Below are 19,440 nucleotides of genomic sequence, written 5' to 3'. Positions count from 1 at the left end.
CGGGTGCTCAGGCACCCGTTTTCATGTCTGGCCTATTCGAGGTCCAGCGCATCCTCTGACAGAATGATACCGGTGTTGTCGGCATAGAGATGGTCGCCGGAGAAGAAGGTGACGCCGCCGAAATTGACGCGCACATCGCTTTCGCCAATTCCTTCACCCGCAGCGCCTGCCGGAATTGCGGCAATCGCCTGAATGCCAATCTCCAGCTCTTCCAGCTCATCAACCTGGCGTACCGAACCGTAAATCACCAGACCTTCCCACTCGTTGGTTGCCGCCAGACGTGCCAGCTGCGCATCCACCAGTGCACGGCGCACTGAGCCGCCGCCATCAATCACCAGTACCCGACCCCGGCCATTCTCTTCCAGCAGATCGTAGAGTAAGCCGTTGTCTTCAAAGCATTTCACTGTGGTAATCTGACCACCGAATGAAGTGCGCCCACCAAAATTTGAAAAAAGCGGTTCAACAACATTCACTTCTTCATGGTAGATATCGCAGAGTTCAGATGTATCGTATTTCATAAGGGTTTCGTCTGTTTGCCACAGGAAGGGTAAGTATATCGCTATATGCAGATTGTTGGCAAAATCATCAGTATGAAAAAAGCACCGTTCGATCAAGAACATGCATAAAAAAGCCCAGCCGGGCGGGCTGGGCTTCTGAAAAGCGCTGAATCAGTGGATCAGAGAATGAAGCGACTAAGGTCTTCGTCAGCCACCAGTTCATCCAGATGCTTACCGACATAGTCAGCATCGATGGTAACGGATTCACCGTGACGATCGCTGGCGTCATACGAGATATCTTCCATCAGACGCTCCAGCACCGTGTGCAGACGGCGCGCACCGATGTTTTCGGTGGTTTCGTTGACCTGCCATGCGGCTTCAGCGATCCGGCGAATACCCTCTTCGGTGAACTCAATGTTCACGCCCTCAGTATTCATCAGGGCTTTGTACTGCACGGTAATCGAGGCATTCGGCTCGGTCAGGATGCGCTGGAAATCGTTCACGGTCAGCGCCTGCAGTTCAACACGGATGGGCAGACGACCCTGCAGCTCCGGGATCAGATCGGAAGGGCTGGCAACCTGGAACGCGCCTGAGGCGATAAAGAGAATGTGGTCCGTTTTCACCATACCATGCTTGGTGGAGACGGTGCAGCCTTCAACCAGCGGCAGCAGGTCGCGCTGAACGCCTTCGCGTGAGACATCCGGGCCGCCGGCATTCTGGCCGCCGCGCTTACAGATTTTGTCGATCTCATCGATAAACACGATACCGTGCTGCTCAACGGCATCAATGGCGTCCTGCTTAAGCTCTTCCGGGTTAACCAGTTTGGCCGCTTCTTCTTCGATCAGCAGCTTCATCGCTTCTTTGATCTTCAGCTTGCGGGCTTTCTGCTTCTGGCCGCCGAGGTTCTGGAACATCGACTGCAGCTGGCTGGTCATCTCTTCCATGCCCGGAGGGGCCATGATTTCGACGCCAGGGCTGCTGGCAGCCAGGTCGATCTCAATCTCTTTATCGTCCAGCTGGCCTTCGCGCAGCTTCTTGCGGAACGACTGGCGTGCTGCAGAGGGTTCAGCGCTCTGCTCTGACTGGCCCCAGTTGTTTTTTGCTGGTGGAATCAGCACATCAAGAATACGCTCTTCCGCCATCTCTTCGGCACGATATTTGTTCTTTTCAATCGCCTGACTGCGCACCATCTTAATGGCCGAATCGGTCAGGTCACGAATGATAGAGTCCACTTCCTTACCGACATAACCGACTTCGGTAAATTTGGTCGCCTCTACTTTGATAAACGGCGCATTGGCCAGCTTAGCCAGACGACGCGCGATCTCGGTTTTACCGACACCGGTCGGACCGATCATCAGGATATTTTTAGGGGTCACTTCATGGCGCAGCTCTTCGTCGAGCTGCATGCGGCGCCAGCGGTTACGCAGTGCAATAGCCACGGCGCGCTTAGCGCTGTCCTGGCCGATGATAAAGCGGTTCAGTTCGCTGACGATTTCGCGAGGAGTCATCTCAGACATATTTATACCCTTACGACTTAGACGTTAATTCTTCGAAATTAACGTTGTGGTTAGTGTAGATGCAGATATCACCCGCGATATTCAGCGACTTTTCGACGATGTCGCGTGCGCCCATCTCGGTATTCTCCAGCAGCGCACGTGCCGCTGCCTGGGCAAAAGGCCCACCGGAGCCGATGGCGATCAGATCGTTTTCAGGCTGGATGACGTCACCGTTACCGCTGATGATAAGTGAAGCTGATTCATCTGCGACGGCCAGTAAGGCTTCAAGGCGACGCAGCATACGGTCAGTACGCCAGTCTTTGGCCAGTTCCACCGCAGCTTTCACCAGATGGCCCTGATGCATTTCCAGTTTACGTTCGAAAAGTTCAAACAGGGTGAAGGCGTCTGCGGTGCCGCCAGCAAATCCGGCAATCACTTTATCGTTGTATAAACGACGCACTTTTTTAACGTTGCCTTTCATCACGGTATTGCCGAGCGTAGCCTGGCCATCACCGCCAATCACTACCTGGCCGTTGCGTCGTACACTTACTATTGTTGTCACGGGCAGACCCCTTGTTGCAGTCGGAAAAGGACTCCGCGCACCGGGCGCGGAGTATCATGCAACAGATATGGGGCGGGTTTGACGGGTTTCAACCCCCGACGGAGAGCGGAATACAGCTGGAGTGTCCGGAACTGCGCAGGCGCTTCAGGGTGCTGTCAGCGGAGGCGCGGTCTTTATAAGGACCGATAACCACACGATTCCAGCCGCCACCGGTGGTAATACGGCTTTCAAATCCTTCAAAGGCTAAGCCGGCGCGCACCGATTCAGCCTGGTCAGTGCCTTTAAATGAACCACACTGCACCATCCAGCGCTGCGAAGAAGCTTTCTCCGTCGGTTTCGCCTTCGCGGTCTCCTGCGGTTTTGGCTGAACTTCCGGTTCACGCGTAACAGGTGCAGGCTGCGTCTGGCGCTGTACGTTTTGCTGCTGCTGCTGCTGCTGCTGCTGCTGCTGCTGACGTTGCTGTTGTTGTAATTGCTGCTGTTGCTGGCGCTGTTGTTGTTGCTGCAACTGCTGCTGGCGTTGCTGTTGCTGCTGAGCCTGCAACTGCTGACGTTGTTGCTGAACCTGTTGCTGCTGCTGTTGTTGCTGAACCTGCTGCTGCTGACGTTGCAGTTGTTGCAACTGCTGCTGGTGCTGCAGTGTCTGCTGACGTTGCGCCGGCGTCTGTTCGTTCCACGGCACTTCGTTGAGCTGCGTCGGCTGCTGACGCATATCCGCCTGCATCTGCTCCAGCAACTGGCGCTGCTCGTCGGTCAGCTGTGTCTGCGACTTCACTTCGCCACCGGAAGAGGGTTCGATAGGTGTCGGCACGGTGACCTGACGGTTTTCCAGCTCTTTAATATATTTCCAGCGCTCTTCTGGCTTCGGCGGCAGGCCATTGCCGTTGGCTTTATGATCCGTAATGACCGGCACGTCCTCTTTTTTGTGATGCGCCAGGAACCATAAACCACCGGCAAAGGTCACCAACACTGCGACCGCCAGTACAATCATCAGTTTAGATGTTCCCGAACCGCCTTTGCTCTTCTTGCCACGGCTGGGGCTTTTTTTGCGACGCGTCCCTGTTGAACGCCCGCGGCCTACGTAATCTTTTTGTGCCACTCTCGTTCTTATACCCTTCAAAAATAGTGCCAGATGGGCGAAATGATGATTTTTACGCGCCCGGCAAGGAGTCCGCCATGTTACTTAAGGGTCGGAACTTTGACCAGCAGTGTTCGCCTTAAGAATCTACTGAAAACATCAGACAAATACGCTTATTTTTCACGCTTTTTTGCTCGCGCCGTGCTGCCACGAATGGTTAAACCGGCATCCAGCAGCCGCGATCCGCTGATGACCCGTTTACCATTTAACTCATCCAGCAGCAGCAGCATCGCTTCCCGGCCTATCTGGTAACGTGGCTGCGTGACCGTGGTCAGCGGCGGCTCGCAGTAACGTGATAGCTCAATGTCATCGAATCCGACCACAGAGAGGTCCTCCGGTATCCGCAGTCCGCAGCGCCGGGCCTGATTCATCGCCCCAAGTGCCATAATATCGCTGTGGCAGAAGAGCGCGCGCGGCGGTTGCGGCAGGGTCATCAGCTGATTCATGGCGGCAACGCCCGCTTCAAATGTGAAGTCACCGCGCACAATATAGGTGGGATCGACCGTCAGCCCGCTGCGACGCATCGCCTGGACATACCCCTGCAAACGATACTGGCAGAGCGGCATCTCTTCCGGCCCGGCGATACAGGCTATATGCGTGTGACCTAACTGCAGTAAATGATTTACCGCTTCAAATGCGGCGGTCAGGTTATCGATGTGGACAGTGGGCAGTGACATTTCCGGCGCAAACTCATTCGCCATTACCATAGGCGGCAAGTTGCGTTGCTCATCAATGCTGGCATCAAAAGGCAACTTTGAGCCGAGCAGCACCATGCCATCGATCTGTCGCGTCACCATCAGGTTGAGAAAAGTTCTTTCCTGCTGATTCTGATGCGCGCAGTCACCAATCAGCACCAGATAGCCCTCTTCGGCTGCCGTAACTTCAACGCCTCGGATGATTTCACTAAAGAAGGGATCGCAGATGTCAGGGACAATGACCATGATGGTACGCGTCTCATTACGACGGGCGTTGCGCGTGGGGCCATGTGCCGCGTAGCCGACGGCGGCAACCGCCTGCTCGACTTTCTGGCGGGTGGCCGCAGAAACCTTCTCCGGATTCATCAGCGCACGCGATACGGTGGCGGTTGAGACGCCCGCATGCTCCGCAACATCTTTCATCGTGGCGGCGGGCGGTTGTTGATTCTGCTCCAACACATGCTCCTGACGCGTTATGGCGCGTTCAATTCTGTTTCTGCCTGACCTGAAGGCAAACCGGGCAACATTGTTAACGATTGCCCGGCTGGTTGTTACTTAATTTGCATAAAAATTGTGACTTATGCGACATTTTTCGATCTGGCTCGCAGTGTCAGCTTAAATCAGCTCTCGGTAGGGTCGATATCCAGCGTCCATTTCACTTTGCGCGCCGCGGGCAGTGTTGAAACCAGCGGCAACGAACTGCTCAGCAACTGTTGCAGACGCTGCCGGGAAGGATGCTGTAGCAGCAGTTGCCAGCGCCAGCGTCCACTGCGTTTTGGCTGCAGAGCAGGCAACGGACCCATAAACCACATCGCCTTATCGTTCAGCGGGCTTGCCTCCAGCAAATTACGGAGTTGTTGCAGGAATTCCGCCGCCTGCTGGTTATCCATATCTTCAGCGCGGAACAGCGCATGGCGGCTCCAGGGCGGCAGATGGACTGCCTGTCGCTCCAGCAAGGCCTGCTGGGCGAACGCCGAATAGCCCTGGTGCAACAGCGTCTGTAGCAGCGGATGTTCCGGATGGTGAGTCTGCAGCAACACCTCCCCCTGTTTGCCGGCACGGCCAGCACGCCCGGCGACCTGGGTGTAGAGCTGAGCAAAGCGTTCCGCCGCACGAAAATCGGCTGAGAACAGCGCACCATCGACATCCAGCAGCGACACCAGCGTAACATCGGGGAAGTGGTGGCCTTTGGCCAGCATCTGGGTGCCGACCAGGATTCGTGCGCCTCCGCGATGGACGTCAGCCAGATGCTGTTCCAGCGCACCTTTGCGGCTGGTGGTATCACGATCGATTCGCGACACCGGCACGCCAGGGAAAAGTGTGCCGAGCTGCTGCTCCAGTTGCTCAGTCCCGACGCCTACCGGCAGCAAATGGGTTGAACCACACTGCGGGCATTGATTAGGCAGCGGACGCTGGCTGTCGCAATGGTGGCAGCGTAGCTGACGATGGTGCTGATGCAGCGTGTAGTAGCGGTCACAGCGGGTACACTCAGCAATCCAGCCGCAATCGTGACAGAGCAGGGCGGGCGAAAAGCCGCGGCGGTTAAGAAACAGCAGCACCTGATTATCGGCCTGCAGATGCTGGCGCATTTTACCAATCAGGCCCGGTGCCAGACCGCCGATCAGCTGCACGCCTTTTAAGTCGATAAGCTGTTGCAGTGCCGGTCTGGCATTGCCGGCGCGTTTTGTCAGGTCGAGCTGGCGATACTTGCCGCTGCGGACATTGTGCAGCGTCTCCAGAGCGGGTGTCGCCGATCCCATAACAATCGGGATATTCTCTTCATGTGCGCGGAAGACGGCCAGATCGCGCGCCTGATAGCGCCAGCCCTCCTGCTGTTTATAGGAGCTGTCATGCTCTTCATCGATAATAATTACGCCAGGACGGGCCAGTGGCGTAAACAGCGCCGATCGGGTGCCAATCACAATCGCCGTTTCGCCGCGCCGCGCACGTAACCAGACCGCCAGCCGCTCACTGTCATTTAATGCGGAGTGCAGCACATCAATGGGCGCATCAAAACGTTCGCGAAAACGGGCGATAGTTTGCGGGGTCAGGCCAATCTCCGGCACCAGCACCAGCGCCTGTTTACCGCGTGCCAGCACATTTTCCAGCACGCTGAGGTAAACCTCGGTTTTGCCTGAACCCGTGATGCCCGCCAGCAGCCAGGCTGCGTAATGTTCATCATCTGCCCGAATCGCACCCACGGCCATCGCCTGATCGGTATTCAGTCGCAGACGTTCGCCTTTTACGGCATAAGTGGTACGCCAGTCATGCATCTGCGGCTGATGCTCATGCAGTTCGCATAACCCTTTGGCGCGCAGTGCCTGCAACGTCGCATCCGTGAGGTCATGTTCACTGACCTGATGACGATAGAGCGGTTGCTGACGCAGTGCAGCCAGCGCCTGCTGCTGTTTCGGTGCCCGCTTTAAACTCTCCGGCGCAGTCGCCCGACCCTGCTCGGTGATTTCCCAGCGCCATAAGGGATTGTCCTGCGCCGCTTTCCCCTGCCGCAGCAGTACCGGAATAGCGTGACTCAGTACCTCTCCCTGTGGCGAATGATAGTAGCTGGCGGCCCAGTTAAGGATGCGCCACAGCGACGCTGGATAGAGGGATTCACTATCCAGTACCTCGATCACGCGCTTGAGTTGTGCTTCCGGCAGATCGCTACTCTCACGAAAGGCGACCACAATCCCGATCATCCTGCGATTGCCAAAGGGCACACTCACGCGACCACCAATGACCGGCTGCGCGCCCTGTGGCGGCAGATAATCAAACAGGCGGGGCAAGGGGACGGGCAGGGCGACCTGGACTACGGGCATAACTCTCTCTTTCCGGCTCAATGATCGGGGAAGGTAGTGTACACGCTGACCCTGATGGCGGGTATCTCAGCAGATATTTGCAGCAATCGAAACTTACCTGTATAATATGCCGCCTTCGGTGAGAAATATCTGGCCGGAGTACACCCTATAATGTTCAATCGCGTGTGGTGCTGTGCAGGTTAAAGCCTGGCACGGAGAGCGACACGGCCTTCAATGAGGTTTCCCATGAAACAAGGTATTCACCCGAAATACGAAGCAGTTACTATCAAATGTACCTGCGGCAACGAGATCCACACCCGTTCAACACTGACTCACGAACTGAACCTGGACGTTTGTGGCAAATGCCACCCGTTCTATACCGGTAAGCAGCGTGAAGTGGCAACTGGTGGCCGTGTTGACCGCTTTAACAAGCGTTTCAGCGTGCCAGGCGCTAAAAAATAAGATTAAAAGGCACCTGAACCTGCGGGTTCGGCGGCAAGAAAAAACCCAGCTTCGGCTGGGTTTTTTTATATCTCAATTACAGGCTGGTGTCTGATGCCACCGCCGCAGGCTTATTCAGTTCAAGTACCTGCGTAGTATAGGTACCATCTAAATCACCAATGGCAGCGATCTTCGGCGCTGTAATGGTGATCTTGTCTGCTGACAGGGTGCCTTTGCTGCACAATATCCACAATAAGCAGGATGAGTTGCTGATTTTCTCGTCCGTTGCCAGCGTCAGTGTGCCCGCCTTCATGGTGCCCGTATTAGAGATGCCGTTTTTCCCCGACACATTTAACAGTCCACTCGTTTGAATGACACCCTGATTGCTGACCTCGTTAGCCACAACAGACGCATTCTGAGCGGTCAGTGTCGCACTATTAGAGACCTTCGTCGCAGAAACATAGGTTGTACCTTGCGAGATAACGTTTCCGCCAGATAAGAGGCTGACCTCTTTAACGGCGTTCATGCTGAGGTTACCTGCCTGAATTGAACCTGAATTGAGCAGGCTGGTGTTGGCGACAGCCGTGACGACGCCGTCAACGGTGTTATAGCCGGTTTGCATTGCCAGGTTTTTTGGCGTCGTGATTGTTCCTTTATTTTCAATATTACCTGCCAGAGAAACGATGTTTACGGTACCTGCAGCATTAATTTGCGCTTTATCGCTGTTAGAGAATTTGCCCAGGCTGACGATGGTGGCGTAATCAGTGGTTTTAATCGTGCCGTTATTCGTGAACGCGTCTGTTGTCTGCAGGACGGCCTGACTGGCAGAAAGCGTTCCTCTGTTAGTGATGCTGCCGCCAGCAGTGGCGCTCATCAGTCCGGTTTGAATGGTGCCGCTGTTGGTTAACGCGCCATCAGATGCAATATAAAGATTAGTTGCGTTCAGGACGCCGCTATTATTAACGCCCGCGCCCGCTTCAGTCGTTTGCAGCTGAATAATACCCGCTGTTGCTCCTCCCAGTGCGCTGACATCAATGCTGTTGCTGCGAAGCTGGCTGGTTCCGGTAGCCGTTGCCTGACCGGAGGCAAGATCATAGGTATAGCTACCCGCAATCGCCTTCAGTTGAGTCGTATCAATCTGCCCCTGGATATTGATTTTCTGTGCCAGCAGGTCGGTGTAATCAGCACCTTTCAGGCCATTACCACTTACAGTAAGCGTGCCTTTCGCCACATTAAAGCCAGTAAGTGCACCATCGGTAAAAGTAGGCGTACCGGTAGTAAGTGTGGCCCGGCCGGTATTAATGAAGCCACAGCCAGAGCAGGTAATACCATTCGGGTTGGCGATAATGACATCTGCTTTTTGACCGGCTACTTCAATATAACCGTTCAGTGAAGAGGGGCTTCTTGATATAACCTCATTCAGGATAAGGCTGGCTGACTTATCCAGATTGCCGTTTCGCGCAATATTACCATTTTCACGTATTAAATCTGTGGTGCTGTTATTGAGCACCATCCCATCACTGGTAACGTTAAAGCTCTGATACATATTGTGGGAAAGACCATTCGCATCAGCCTGATTAATATTAACAACAGTCGATCCGTTTGCATGGGTGTAACTGTTGAGTGCCGCAAGAGCAGACTGACTGCACAGCGTGGCCACTGTGGCCAGAAATAGTAGCTTAAACTTATGCTTCTTCATTATTTTAATCCTTTAAATGTGTGTGTACGTTTGTCATGTAAATTGCGTTTTTATTAAATTATTTCCTCCTTTTTAATATTTCCATTGCAATGAAAATCCCAGCGTAAGGGGATCGGTATGAAAGGCTTGTGGTTTTTTAAGAGGGGAACCAGCAAAAAAATCAAAGCGCGTTTTCAGAAGATTTCCCCGCAGGCCGACAACGCTGCCTATGACGGTTTTTCCGGTATAATCCTGCGTCTTGTTATTGCCATAGACCTGGCCTGCATCAACACCGATATAAGGCTGAACCGGTTTGCCGGGGAATATCCAGCTAATATCGTTGCGCCAGTACCACCCTTTATTGTCCTGAAGGGCGTATTCGCCATCGAATCCGCGCACCGTCCAGCGGTTTGCCAGCGAAAATCGGTTCAATGATGAGAGCGTATCAGGCGAGTATTGCAGGCTGAAATGAGGAGAATAGTTCAGCCAGTTATCATAAACACGGAAGTTGACTGAACCCTGCAGATCGAAAGTGATGATCCGGCCTTGCTTATCAATGAGTCCATACGCCTGCTCAACGGTATTGCTGCTGTTAAACCAGGGCATCTTTCTCTGATAACTCAGCGTTGTCGCCAGGCCTGCATTATCGTAATTGAGTTGATGTTGCAATACCGCTTTCCAGCCCGCACTTTTTTTATGCATGCTGACAAGCTCAAAGTCATCCAGAGAGTAACGCGATTCCGCATCGAAAATTTGCAGGCCGACCGTGCTGGTCTGATGCACAGTTCGTGAAATCAGTCGATTGATCTGCGCACTGTAATAACTGTTCTTGTTATTCAGCGTCCATTTAGCCCAGTTTCCGGTCATATATTGCCGGTAATCACTGCGGCTGGCGTAGAGATCGAGCCACCAGTAGCCCCAGGGGATCGAATAACCAATCGATTTATTACTGTTACCTTTTATCGTATGCTTCGGTACGATGTCGTGGCCATAAGAGACAAAGAGGGTGTCGCTCAATGATGTAATATTATTTAAGTAGAGCGCTGCGCCACCCTGATAGCGGCCGGTTGCAACCGAGCCAGCATCATTGAGCCATGCACCGACCTGCCAGTATTTATCCTGTTCGCGCTGAATATAAATGTCGCTTTCGCCTTTGCCACTGCCAGGCACCAGATTGACTTTAACCTGTGATCCCGGTACTCGCTGAAGATTAAGACTCCCCTGTTCCAGATCGCTGAGTTCAAGTACATCACCTGCTTTGAACGGTAACGTGCTGGTCAGATTAATATAATCACCACCTGCTTTATTAAGAACGATTTCCCCCACTTTTCCGGCGTTAATCTCAAATTTTAATTCCCGAACTGAAAGATTCTGTTCGGGTAAATTAACGCGCGTGGTGATATATCCTGCCCGGATGATTTCATTCTGCAGGGTTTTTGCCAGCAATCTTATGCCTGCGATGCCCAGACACTTTCCTTCTGCCTGAGACGTAAAATACCTTAATCTTTCGAGGTGGAGTTCTTTGCTATCCTGACTTAAAACAACCTTGTCGATGAAATAGCAGTTTTCTTCATGGGGGAACGGAATCTCTTCTGGCCTGAATCGCTGTTTTTCAGACGTCGCTCGCTGCGGTTCGGGCATTAATTGCTCTTTGCGGATCCGATCCTGTTGCAGCGCATTGATATTGTCACTTTGCTCTGTGAGAGCGGATGCCGCTATCACTTGGGCAGAAGGGAAAATGATTGCAATGGTGATAAAGATAATAAAAAAAGAGGATGCAGATGATTTTATTTTATATTTAATGCTCATTTTCTTTCCGTGAAATAGTCGCTCTGACAAATTTTACGGAGGCAGGTAATTGTGGACAATAGTAATTATTCTATTGTCTGATTGAAAAAAACACTCTTATTGCAACAGAAATAGCGGAATAATATGAGAATAGGGTGGATTTTTATGAGAATTCTGAACGGCAATATTCAGGAGAGTGAATCAGGCTGCGTAAATCAGGATAACCAGGTGCAAATGGATCAGGAAAGCGGCTCCCTGAGCGGAGCCTGCTTCCTTTGAAGCGGGGTTAAGCGAAACCGGCCTGAGGAATTAATACTCCCATGTATCCGGATCGACACCCATCTGGCGCATGATTGCTTTTGCTTCTTCCGGAATCTCATCACTACGCTCTTTGCGCAGGTCGACGTCATCCGGCAGCGGTTGGCCCGTAAAGGCATGTAAAAAGGCTTCGCAAAGCAGCTCGCTGTTGGTGGCGTGACGCAGGTTGTTCACCTGACGACGGGTGCGCTCATCCGTTAAAATCTTCAGCACGCTCAATGGGATAGATACTGTGATCTTCTTGACCTGCTCGCTCTTCTTACCGTGCTCAGCGTACGGGCTGATATATTCGCCGTTCCATTCAGCCATGAGTTACCTTAATTAATAAACGTTAAATGTGAGGAAATCAGCGGATTATGCCTGATTTTTTCCTGCCTGACCCCTGATATGGCGGGTTTTCTTCGCTCACTGCCTCTGTCTCACAGAGGGGAACGCCAGGCGATGACGCATAATTTTAGCGGTTATTGCGGTTTTGCTCAATCTATACGCAAAGACATTTAGATGTCCAGATGTATTGACGTCTAATTAGAGGGTGATATCCTGTGGCCTACATTTTATTCACTCTTCAGGAACAATTCGCTCATGACGCGTAAACCGGCAACCATCGCAGTGCGCAGCGGTTTGAATGATGACGAGCAATATGGCTGCGTTGTCCCGCCAATCCACCTCTCTACGACCTATAACTTCCTGGATTTCAATGAGCCTCGTGCGCATGACTACTCCCGTCGTGGCAACCCCACTCGTGATGTCGTACAGCGTACGCTGGCAGAACTGGAAGGGGGAGCGGGCGCGGTATTAACCAATACCGGGATGTCGGCGATTCACCTGGTCACGACGGTGTTTCTGAAGCCTGGCGATCTGCTGGTCGCGCCACATGACTGTTATGGCGGCAGCTATCGGCTGTTTGACAGCCTGAGCAAGCGCGGCGCCTATCGGGTGAAATTTGTCGATCAGGGTGATCCGGTAGCGCTGCAGGCAGCTCTGGATGAAAACCCCAAACTGGTGCTGATTGAAAGCCCCAGCAATCCGCTGCTGCGCGTGGTAGATATCAGCGCAATTTGCGCCGCTGCGCGTGCTGCGGGTGCCATCAGCGTGGTGGACAACACCTTTATGAGTCCGGCGCTGCAGAACCCTCTGGCGCTGGGTGCGGACCTGGTTATCCACTCCTGTACCAAATACCTCAATGGCCACTCCGATGTCGTGGCGGGCGCGGTCATCGCCAAAGATCCGCAACTCGCTACCGACCTGGCCTGGTGGGCGAATAACATTGGTGTGACCGGTGCAGCGTTTGACAGTTATCTGCTGCTGCGCGGAATTCGTACACTTTCGCCGCGGATTGCAGCCGCACAACGCAACGCACTCGCGATTGTAGAGTATCTGAAGCAGCAGAAACTGGTGAAAAAGTTGTATCATCCTTCGCTGCCGGAAAACGCCGGACACGAACATGCCGTACGTCAGCAGCGCGGCTTTGGCGCCATGCTGAGTTTCGAGCTCGACGGTGATGAGGCGCTGCTGCGTCGCTTCCTGAAAGCATTGCAGCTATTTACGCTGGCGGAATCGCTGGGCGGAGTAGAGAGTCTGATCTCCCATACCGCCACCATGACGCACGCGGGGATGTCGGCAGAAGCACGCGCGGCAGCGGGCATTTCCGATACGCTGCTACGGGTTTCTGTCGGTATTGAAGATCACGAAGATTTAATTGCCGATCTGGATAATGCATTCCGGGTCGCAGCCGAGGGTTAAGCATGACGATTTCAGCAGGCGCGGGAACGCCGAACATCAGGCAGTTGCATAAGTTTGGCGGCAGCAGCCTGGCCGATGCGCGCTGCTATCAGCGCGTTGCCGGTATTATGGCGGACTACAGCCAGCCGGGCGACCTGATGGTGGTCTCTGCGGCAGGCTCAACCACCAACCAGCTGATTAGCTGGCTGAAGCTGAGCCAGAGCGATCGGCTCTCTGCGCATCAGGTGCAACAGGCTTTACGGCGCTACCAGAGCGAACTGATCAGTGCGCTGCTGCCTGCTGAGGTCGCAGAACCTTTAATCACCGCGTTTATCCGTGACCTGGAAAAGCTGGCCGCACTGCTGGATGCGCCGATTACCGATGCGGTCTATGCCGAAGTGGTCGGTCACGGTGAAGTCTGGTCGGCACGCCTGATGTCAGCGGTACTGAGCCAGCGTGACCTTCAGGCTTGCTGGCTGGATGCGCGTGAGTTTCTGCGCGCTGAACGTGCCGCACAACCGCAGGTAGATGAAGGGAAGTCCTGGCCACTGCTACAGACTTTACTGGCGCAGCATCCGCACAAGCGCATCGTGGTGACCGGATTTATCAGCCGCAACGACGCCGGTGAAACCGTCCTGCTTGGCCGCAACGGCTCCGACTATTCTGCCACGCAGATTGGCGCACTGGCGGGTGTCGGACGGGTGACCATCTGGAGCGATGTGGCGGGTGTCTACAGTGCCGATCCCCGCAAAGTCTCTGATGCCTGCCTGCTGCCGCTGTTAAGGCTGGATGAAGCCAGCGAACTGGCGCGCCTGGCTGCACCGGTTCTCCACACCCGGACTCTGCAGCCGGTTTCAGGCAGCGATATCGACCTGCAACTGCGCTGCAGTTATCAGCCGGAGCAGGGATCAACCCGCATTGAGCGCGTGCTGGCGTCCGGGACGGGCGCGCGTATCGTCACCAGCCATGATGATGTTTGCCTGATTGAGATTCAGCTGCCAGAGCAGCATGACTTCGCCATCCTGCACAAAGAGATAGACCTGTTGCTGAAGCGCGCGCAGCTGCGTCCGCTGGCGTTTGGCGTTCATCCCGATCGTCAACTGCTGCAGCTCTGTTACACCGCCGAAGTGGTTAACAGCGCTTTTACGCTGCTTCAGGATGCCGCTTTACCGGGCCATCTGCAGCTGCGCGACGGCCTGGCGCTGGTGGCGCTGGTTGGCGCAGGCGTTACCCGCAATCCGCTGCATACCCATCGCTTCTGGCAGCAGTTAAAGGATCAGCCAATTGAGTTCATCTGGCAGTCAGAAGAGCACATCAGCGTGGTCGCAGTGCTGCGCGTCGGCCCGACTCAGCATCTGATTCAGGGATTGCATCAGTCGCTGTTCCGGGCAGAAAAGCGCATCGGTCTGATGCTATTTGGCAAAGGCAATATCGGTTCACGCTGGCTGGAGCTGTTTGCCCGCGATCAGGAAACGCTGTCAGCGCGTACCGGCTTTGAATTTGTGCTGGCGGGCGTCGCGGACAGCCGTCGCAGCCTGCTGAGCTATGACGGGCTGGAAGCCAGCCGGGCACTCGCCTTCTTTGATGATGAAGCGGTAGAGCGCGATGAAGAGTCGCTGTTCCTGTGGATGCGTGCTCACCCGTTTGATGACCTGGTGGTGCTGGATGTCACTGCCAGCACACCGCTGGCGCAGCAGTATCTCGACTTTGCCAGTCACGGTTTTCACGTTATCAGCGCCAATAAGGTCGCGGGAGCGTCTGACAGTCAGACCTGGCGCCAGATCCGCGATGCCTTTACCAAAACCGGGCGTCACTGGCTCTATAACGCCACCGTTGGCGCAGGTCTGCCGATCAACTACACGGTGCGCGATCTGCGCGACAGCGGCGATACCATCCTGGCGATCAGCGGGATCTTCTCCGGCACGCTGTCGTGGCTGTTCCTGCAGTTTGATGGCACGGTGCCCTTTACCGAGCTGGTGGATCAGGCCTGGCAGCAGGGTTTAACTGAGCCCGATCCGCGCGCCGATCTCTCGGGTCAGGATGTGATGCGCAAGCTGGTTATCCTGGCGCGTGAGGCAGGCTACAACATCGAGCCGGATCAGGTGCGGGTGGAATCGCTGGTGCCCAATAACTGTCAGCAGGGATCTGTCGACCACTTCTTTGAAAATGGCGAAGAGCTGAATGAGCAGATGCTGCAGCGGCTCGAAGCCGCGCAGGAGATGGACCTGGTGCTGCGTTACGTTGCCCGCTTTGATGCCAACGGCAAGGCGCGCGTGGGTGTTGAAGCGGTGCGTCCGGAGCATCCGCTGGCCTCACTGCTGCCATGCGACAACGTTTTTGCGATTGAGAGCCGCTGGTACCGCGATAATCCGCTGGTGATCCGCGGACCGGGCGCAGGCCGGGATGTCACCGCAGGCGCTATCCAGTCAGATATTAATCGCCTCGCACAACTGCTGTAACTCCTCCTCCTCAGGCGCTTCGGCGCCTGTTTTCAATACGTTATCTCCCCCCTGTTGAATCGCCTTCATGTTGATTGAAAATTGATCACGACTGTTGACCATTTTTAAGTTGACGGCACAGTCAGATTACGTCATTTTGAACATCTGGACGTCTAAACGTGTAGATGTTCACAGGCCGATTGTTAATCGATGAGGGTGCAGGATGAGTTTTTTTCATGCCAATCAGCGCGAAGCGCTAAACCAGAGCCTGGCTGAGCTGAACGGGCAAATTAATGTTTCATTTGAGTTCTTCCCGCCTCGTACCAGCGACATGGAAGAGACACTGTGGACCTCCATCGATCGCCTGAGCAGCCTGAAACCGAAATTCGTTTCTGTGACCTACGGTGCAAACTCAGGTGAACGCGATCGCACCCACAGCATTATCAAAGGCATTAAAGATCGCACCGGTCTGGAAGCTGCTCCCCATCTGACCTGTGTCGATGCCACGCGCGATGAACTGCGCACCATCGCTCAGGATTACTGGAACAACGGCATCCGTCATATTGTGGCGCTGCGCGGCGATCTGCCCCCAGGCAGTGGTAAGCCGGAAATGTACGGCAGCGATCTGGTTTCGCTGCTGAAAGAGGTGGGTGATTTTGATATTTCGGTTGCGGCCTATCCGGAAGTTCATCCCGAAGCGAAAAGCGCCCAGGCCGATCTGATTAACCTGAAGCGAAAAATCGATGCAGGCGCCAACCGGGCCATTACTCAGTTTTTCTTCGACGTTGAAAGTTATCTGCGTTTCCGCGATCGCTGTGTCGCGACCGGCATTGACGTGGAAATTGTGCCGGGCATTCTGCCGGTCTCTAACTTTAAACAGCTGCAACGCTTTGCCACGCTAACTAATGTGCGCGTGCCGGGCTGGATGAGCGCGATGTTTGCCGGTCTGGATGATGATCCGGAAACGCGGAAAATGGTGGGAGCCAATATCGCGATGGATATGGTGAAAATCCTGTCACGCGAAGGGGTGAAGGATTTCCATTTCTACACGCTTAACCGTGCCGAAATGAGTTACGCCATTTGTCACACCCTGGGCGTGCGACCTGCTGCTGCAGCGGCTTAACCGCTCTGCTTCAGCCAATAAAAAAGTCGGGAGAGTCCCGACTTTTTTGTTTTTACTGCAGTGCGACGCTGACGAGCGTCAGCGCCTCACCACCGTTAACCGGTATTGCGCATGCCTGCCGCGACACCGGCAATGGTCACCATCAGCGCCTGCTCAACGCGGGCATCCGGTTCATCGCCATTCGCTTCCCGCGCGCGCGAACGATGCAGCAGTTCGGCCTGGAGTACGTTGAGCGGATCGGTATAGACATTACGCAGTGCAATTGACTCGGCAATCCACGGCTGATCCGCCATCAGGTGTGAGTCATTGGCAATGGTCAGTACCGCTTTGATATCCGCATCAAGCTGATCGCGCAACTGTTTGCCCAGCGGCCAGAGTGATTTCTCGACCAGACGCTGATCGTAATATTCCGCCAGCCACAGGTCCGCTTTTGAGAATACCATCTCCAGCATACCCAGACGGGTAGAGAAGAATGGCCAGTCGCGGCACATCGCTTCCAGCTGATCCTGATGACCGGCGGCCATCGCCTGTTGCAGGGCCGCACCGGCACCCAGCCACGCGGGCAGCATCAGACGGTTCTGCGTCCAGGCGAAAATCCATGGAATCGCACGCAGCGACTCTACGCCGCCGGTAGGTCGGCGCTTGGCGGGACGTGAGCCCAGCGGTAATTTACCCAGCTCCTGCTCCGGCGTCGCTGAGCGGAAATAGGGGACGAAGTCAGCATTTTCACGCACATAACCGCGATACATCGCACAGGAGTCGGCGGATAGCTGATCCATAATGTCGCGCCATTCGCGTTTTGGCTCCGGCGGCGGCATCAGGTTCGCTTCCAGAATTGCGCCGGTGTAAAGCGACAGGCTGGCGATGGTGACGGCGGGTAAACCATATTTAAAGCGAATCATCTCGCCCTGTTCGGTCACACGAAGACCGCCGCGCAGGCTGCCTGGCGGTTGCGACAGCAGCGCTGCATGGGCGGGTGCGCCGCCACGGCCGATGCTGCCGCCGCGTCCGTGGAACAGCGTCAGTGAAATCCCGGCCTTCTCACAGGTTTTAATCAGGGCATCCTGTGCCTGATATTGCGCCCAGCTGGCGGCCATCACACCGGCATCTTTCGCCGAGTCAGAATAGCCAATCATCACCATCTGTTTGCCCTGAATTAAGCCGCGATACCAGTCGATGCTCAGCAGCTGGCTCATCACGTCATTGGCGTTATTCAGGTCATCAAGCGTTTCAAACAGCGGTGCAACCGGCATGGCATAGCCGATGCCTGCTTCTTTCAGCAGCAGATGCACGGCCAGCACGTCAGAAGGGGTTTTCGCCATCGAGATAACATAGGCGGCGATAGAACCCTGTGGCGCTTCAGCCGCGACGCGACAGGTCTCCAGCACTTCACGCGTTTCATCGCTGGGTTCCCAGCTGCGAGGCAGCAGCGGACGCTTTGAGTTCAGTTCACGGATCAGGAAGGCCTGCTTGTCCGCTTCGGACCAGCTTTCATAATCGCCGAGACCCAGATAGCGGGTCACTTCAGCAATCGCTTCGGTGTGACGGGTACTCTCCTGACGCAGATCGATCCGCACCAGCGGCACGCCGAAGCATTTCACGCGGCGCAGCGTATCAAGCAACTGACCGTTGGCGATAATGCCCATGCCGCACTTTTGCAGTGACTGATAGATGGCAAACAGCGGATCCCACAGCTGAGCGTTGGAGACCAGCAGATCGGCCGGGCGCGGCAGACGTTCACCTTTCAGGCGACGTTCCAGGAATGACTGGGTAGTCATTAACTGGCTGCGCAGGCGTTTCAGGATCATACGATAAGGTTCAAGCGCTTCCGGATCGCCGCTGAGTTCCCGGATCTCTTCAGTGCACTCTGACATCGACAACTCAGAGATCAATACGCCGATATCGCGCAGGAACAGGTCAGTGGCTTTCCAGCGACTCAGCTGCATAACGTGGCGGGTAATCGCCGCCGTAACGTTAGGGTTACCGTCGCGGTCGCCACCCATCCATGAGGTGAACTGAACCGGCACGAAATCGACCGGCAGCTTAATGCCGAACGCCTCTTCTACCTGCTCGTTCAGCTCACGCAGGAAGGCGGGTACGCCTTCCCACAGGCTGTTTTCCACTACGGCAAAGCCCCATTTGGCTTCGTCGATAGGGGTCGGACGATATTTGCGGATCTCATCGGTGTGCCACGCCTGTGCCACCAGCTGACGCAGACGGCGCATAATCTGGTTACGTTCGTAGTCGGAGACGTCGCTGTGATCGAGCTGTTTCAGGCAGCTGTTAACTTCGACCAGCTTGTGAATCAGCGTACGGCGGGTGATTTCAGTCGGGTGAGCCGTCAGCACCAGTTCCAGCGACAGCGACTCAATGGCCGCAAGGATGTCGCTTTCGCTGATATCTTTCTGCTGCTTCAGGGTATCAAAGGTCTTTTTCAGCAGTTCGGGATGGTTCTCACCCTCGCCACTTTGCGAGATGGTCTGATACTGCTCAGCCACGTTGGTGAGGTTCAGAAACTGGCTAAAAGCGCGTGCAACCGGCAAAAGCTCCTCGTTGGAGAGGTTCTGCAGCGTATTGAGCAGTTCTTTACGATGAGTGTCATTTCCTGCACGGGATGACTTGGAGAGCTTACGGATGGTTTCCACCTGGTCGAGGATGTTCTCTCCCAGTGCATCCTTAATCGTATCCCCGAGCAGTTTGCCGAGCATACTGACATTACTTCGCATTGCGGAATATTGTTCGTTCATTG

Annotated in this window: 14 protein-coding genes; 4 read left to right on the top strand and 10 right to left on the bottom strand. The window is 54.7% G+C overall.

Features of this window, described 5'->3' with window-relative positions:
• Nucleotides 1-32: 32 nt before the first annotated feature.
• The 6 genes from rraA to priA form a co-directional block, all read right to left on the bottom strand.
• Nucleotides 33-518 (bottom strand): ribonuclease E activity regulator RraA, encoded by a 486-nt coding sequence (rraA, locus tag EPG66_RS20940; RefSeq protein ID WP_009088032.1) that lies wholly within the window; start codon nt 516-518, stop codon nt 33-35.
• 158 nt (nt 519-676) lie between these two features.
• A complete protein-coding gene (gene hslU / locus EPG66_RS20935) occupies nt 677-2,014 on the bottom strand; it encodes an ATP-dependent protease ATPase subunit HslU (protein WP_031591847.1) in 1,338 nt (445 codons plus the stop codon).
• A gap of 10 nt (nt 2,015-2,024) precedes the next feature.
• A complete protein-coding gene (gene hslV / locus EPG66_RS20930) occupies nt 2,025-2,555 on the bottom strand; it encodes an ATP-dependent protease subunit HslV (protein ID WP_010258174.1) in 531 nt (176 codons plus the stop codon).
• 88 nt (nt 2,556-2,643) lie between these two features.
• On the bottom strand, nt 2,644-3,654 hold the full coding sequence (gene ftsN, locus EPG66_RS20925) for a cell division protein FtsN (RefSeq protein WP_182688004.1): 1,011 nt from the start codon (nt 3,652-3,654) through the stop codon (nt 2,644-2,646).
• Nucleotides 3,655-3,806: 152 nt separating this feature from the next.
• Nucleotides 3,807-4,844, bottom strand: coding sequence for a DNA-binding transcriptional regulator CytR (gene cytR / locus EPG66_RS20920; protein ID WP_069025514.1), 1,038 nt, complete (start codon nt 4,842-4,844; stop codon nt 3,807-3,809).
• 164 nt (nt 4,845-5,008) lie between these two features.
• On the bottom strand, nt 5,009-7,204 hold the full coding sequence (gene priA / locus EPG66_RS20915) for a primosomal protein N' (RefSeq protein WP_122889933.1): 2,196 nt from the start codon (nt 7,202-7,204) through the stop codon (nt 5,009-5,011).
• Nucleotides 7,205-7,429: 225 nt separating this feature from the next.
• On the opposite strand from priA, the gene rpmE reads away from it, so the two are divergent.
• Nucleotides 7,430-7,645 carry a 50S ribosomal protein L31 gene (gene rpmE, locus EPG66_RS20910; RefSeq protein WP_003851227.1) on the top strand — a complete coding sequence of 72 codons (216 nt, stop codon included), beginning with the start codon at nt 7,430-7,432 and terminating at the stop codon, nt 7,643-7,645.
• A gap of 76 nt (nt 7,646-7,721) precedes the next feature.
• Here the strand turns inward: rpmE and EPG66_RS20905 are convergent, their stop codons facing one another.
• The 3 genes from EPG66_RS20905 to metJ all read right to left on the bottom strand — a co-directional run bounded on the left by EPG66_RS20905 (nt 7,722) and on the right by metJ (nt 11,717).
• Nucleotides 7,722-9,323 (bottom strand): filamentous hemagglutinin N-terminal domain-containing protein, encoded by a 1,602-nt coding sequence (locus EPG66_RS20905; RefSeq protein WP_182688002.1) that lies wholly within the window; start codon nt 9,321-9,323, stop codon nt 7,722-7,724.
• Between the two features lie 72 nt (nt 9,324-9,395).
• Nucleotides 9,396-11,111, bottom strand: a complete 1,716-nt coding sequence (locus EPG66_RS20900; RefSeq protein ID WP_143790226.1) for a ShlB/FhaC/HecB family hemolysin secretion/activation protein — start codon at nt 11,109-11,111, stop codon at nt 9,396-9,398.
• Nucleotides 11,112-11,399: 288 nt separating this feature from the next.
• Nucleotides 11,400-11,717, bottom strand: a complete 318-nt coding sequence (gene metJ / locus EPG66_RS20895; RefSeq protein WP_009088019.1) for a met regulon transcriptional regulator MetJ — start codon at nt 11,715-11,717, stop codon at nt 11,400-11,402.
• A 273-nt stretch (nt 11,718-11,990) separates the two neighbouring features.
• Here metJ and metB point away from each other — a divergent pair, with 273 nt between their 5' ends.
• From metB to metF, 3 genes are all read left to right on the top strand, one after another.
• The gene (metB, locus tag EPG66_RS20890) at nt 11,991-13,151 is read left to right on the top strand and encodes a cystathionine gamma-synthase (RefSeq protein WP_031591842.1); all 1,161 of its coding nucleotides are present in this window, start codon (nt 11,991-11,993) and stop codon (nt 13,149-13,151) included.
• 2 nt (nt 13,152-13,153) lie between these two features.
• Nucleotides 13,154-15,589 (top strand): bifunctional aspartate kinase/homoserine dehydrogenase II, encoded by a 2,436-nt coding sequence (locus EPG66_RS20885; RefSeq protein WP_182688001.1) that lies wholly within the window; start codon nt 13,154-13,156, stop codon nt 15,587-15,589.
• 202 nt (nt 15,590-15,791) lie between these two features.
• Nucleotides 15,792-16,691, top strand: a complete 900-nt coding sequence (gene metF / locus EPG66_RS20880; RefSeq protein ID WP_010258148.1) for a methylenetetrahydrofolate reductase — start codon at nt 15,792-15,794, stop codon at nt 16,689-16,691.
• 95 nt (nt 16,692-16,786) lie between these two features.
• On the opposite strand, the gene ppc is transcribed toward metF, so the two are convergent.
• The gene (gene ppc / locus EPG66_RS20875) at nt 16,787-19,438 is read right to left on the bottom strand and encodes a phosphoenolpyruvate carboxylase (RefSeq protein ID WP_039387248.1); all 2,652 of its coding nucleotides are present in this window, start codon (nt 19,436-19,438) and stop codon (nt 16,787-16,789) included.
• Nucleotides 19,439-19,440: the final 2 nt, after the last annotated feature.

Origin of the sequence: Pantoea pleuroti (assembly GCF_014156615.1) — a bacterium.
GTDB classification, from domain to species: Bacteria; Pseudomonadota; Gammaproteobacteria; order Enterobacterales; family Enterobacteriaceae; genus Pantoea; species Pantoea agglomerans.
The sequence above is the reverse complement of the archived record's forward strand: the minus strand, read 5'-3'. Positions and strand labels throughout refer to the sequence as shown.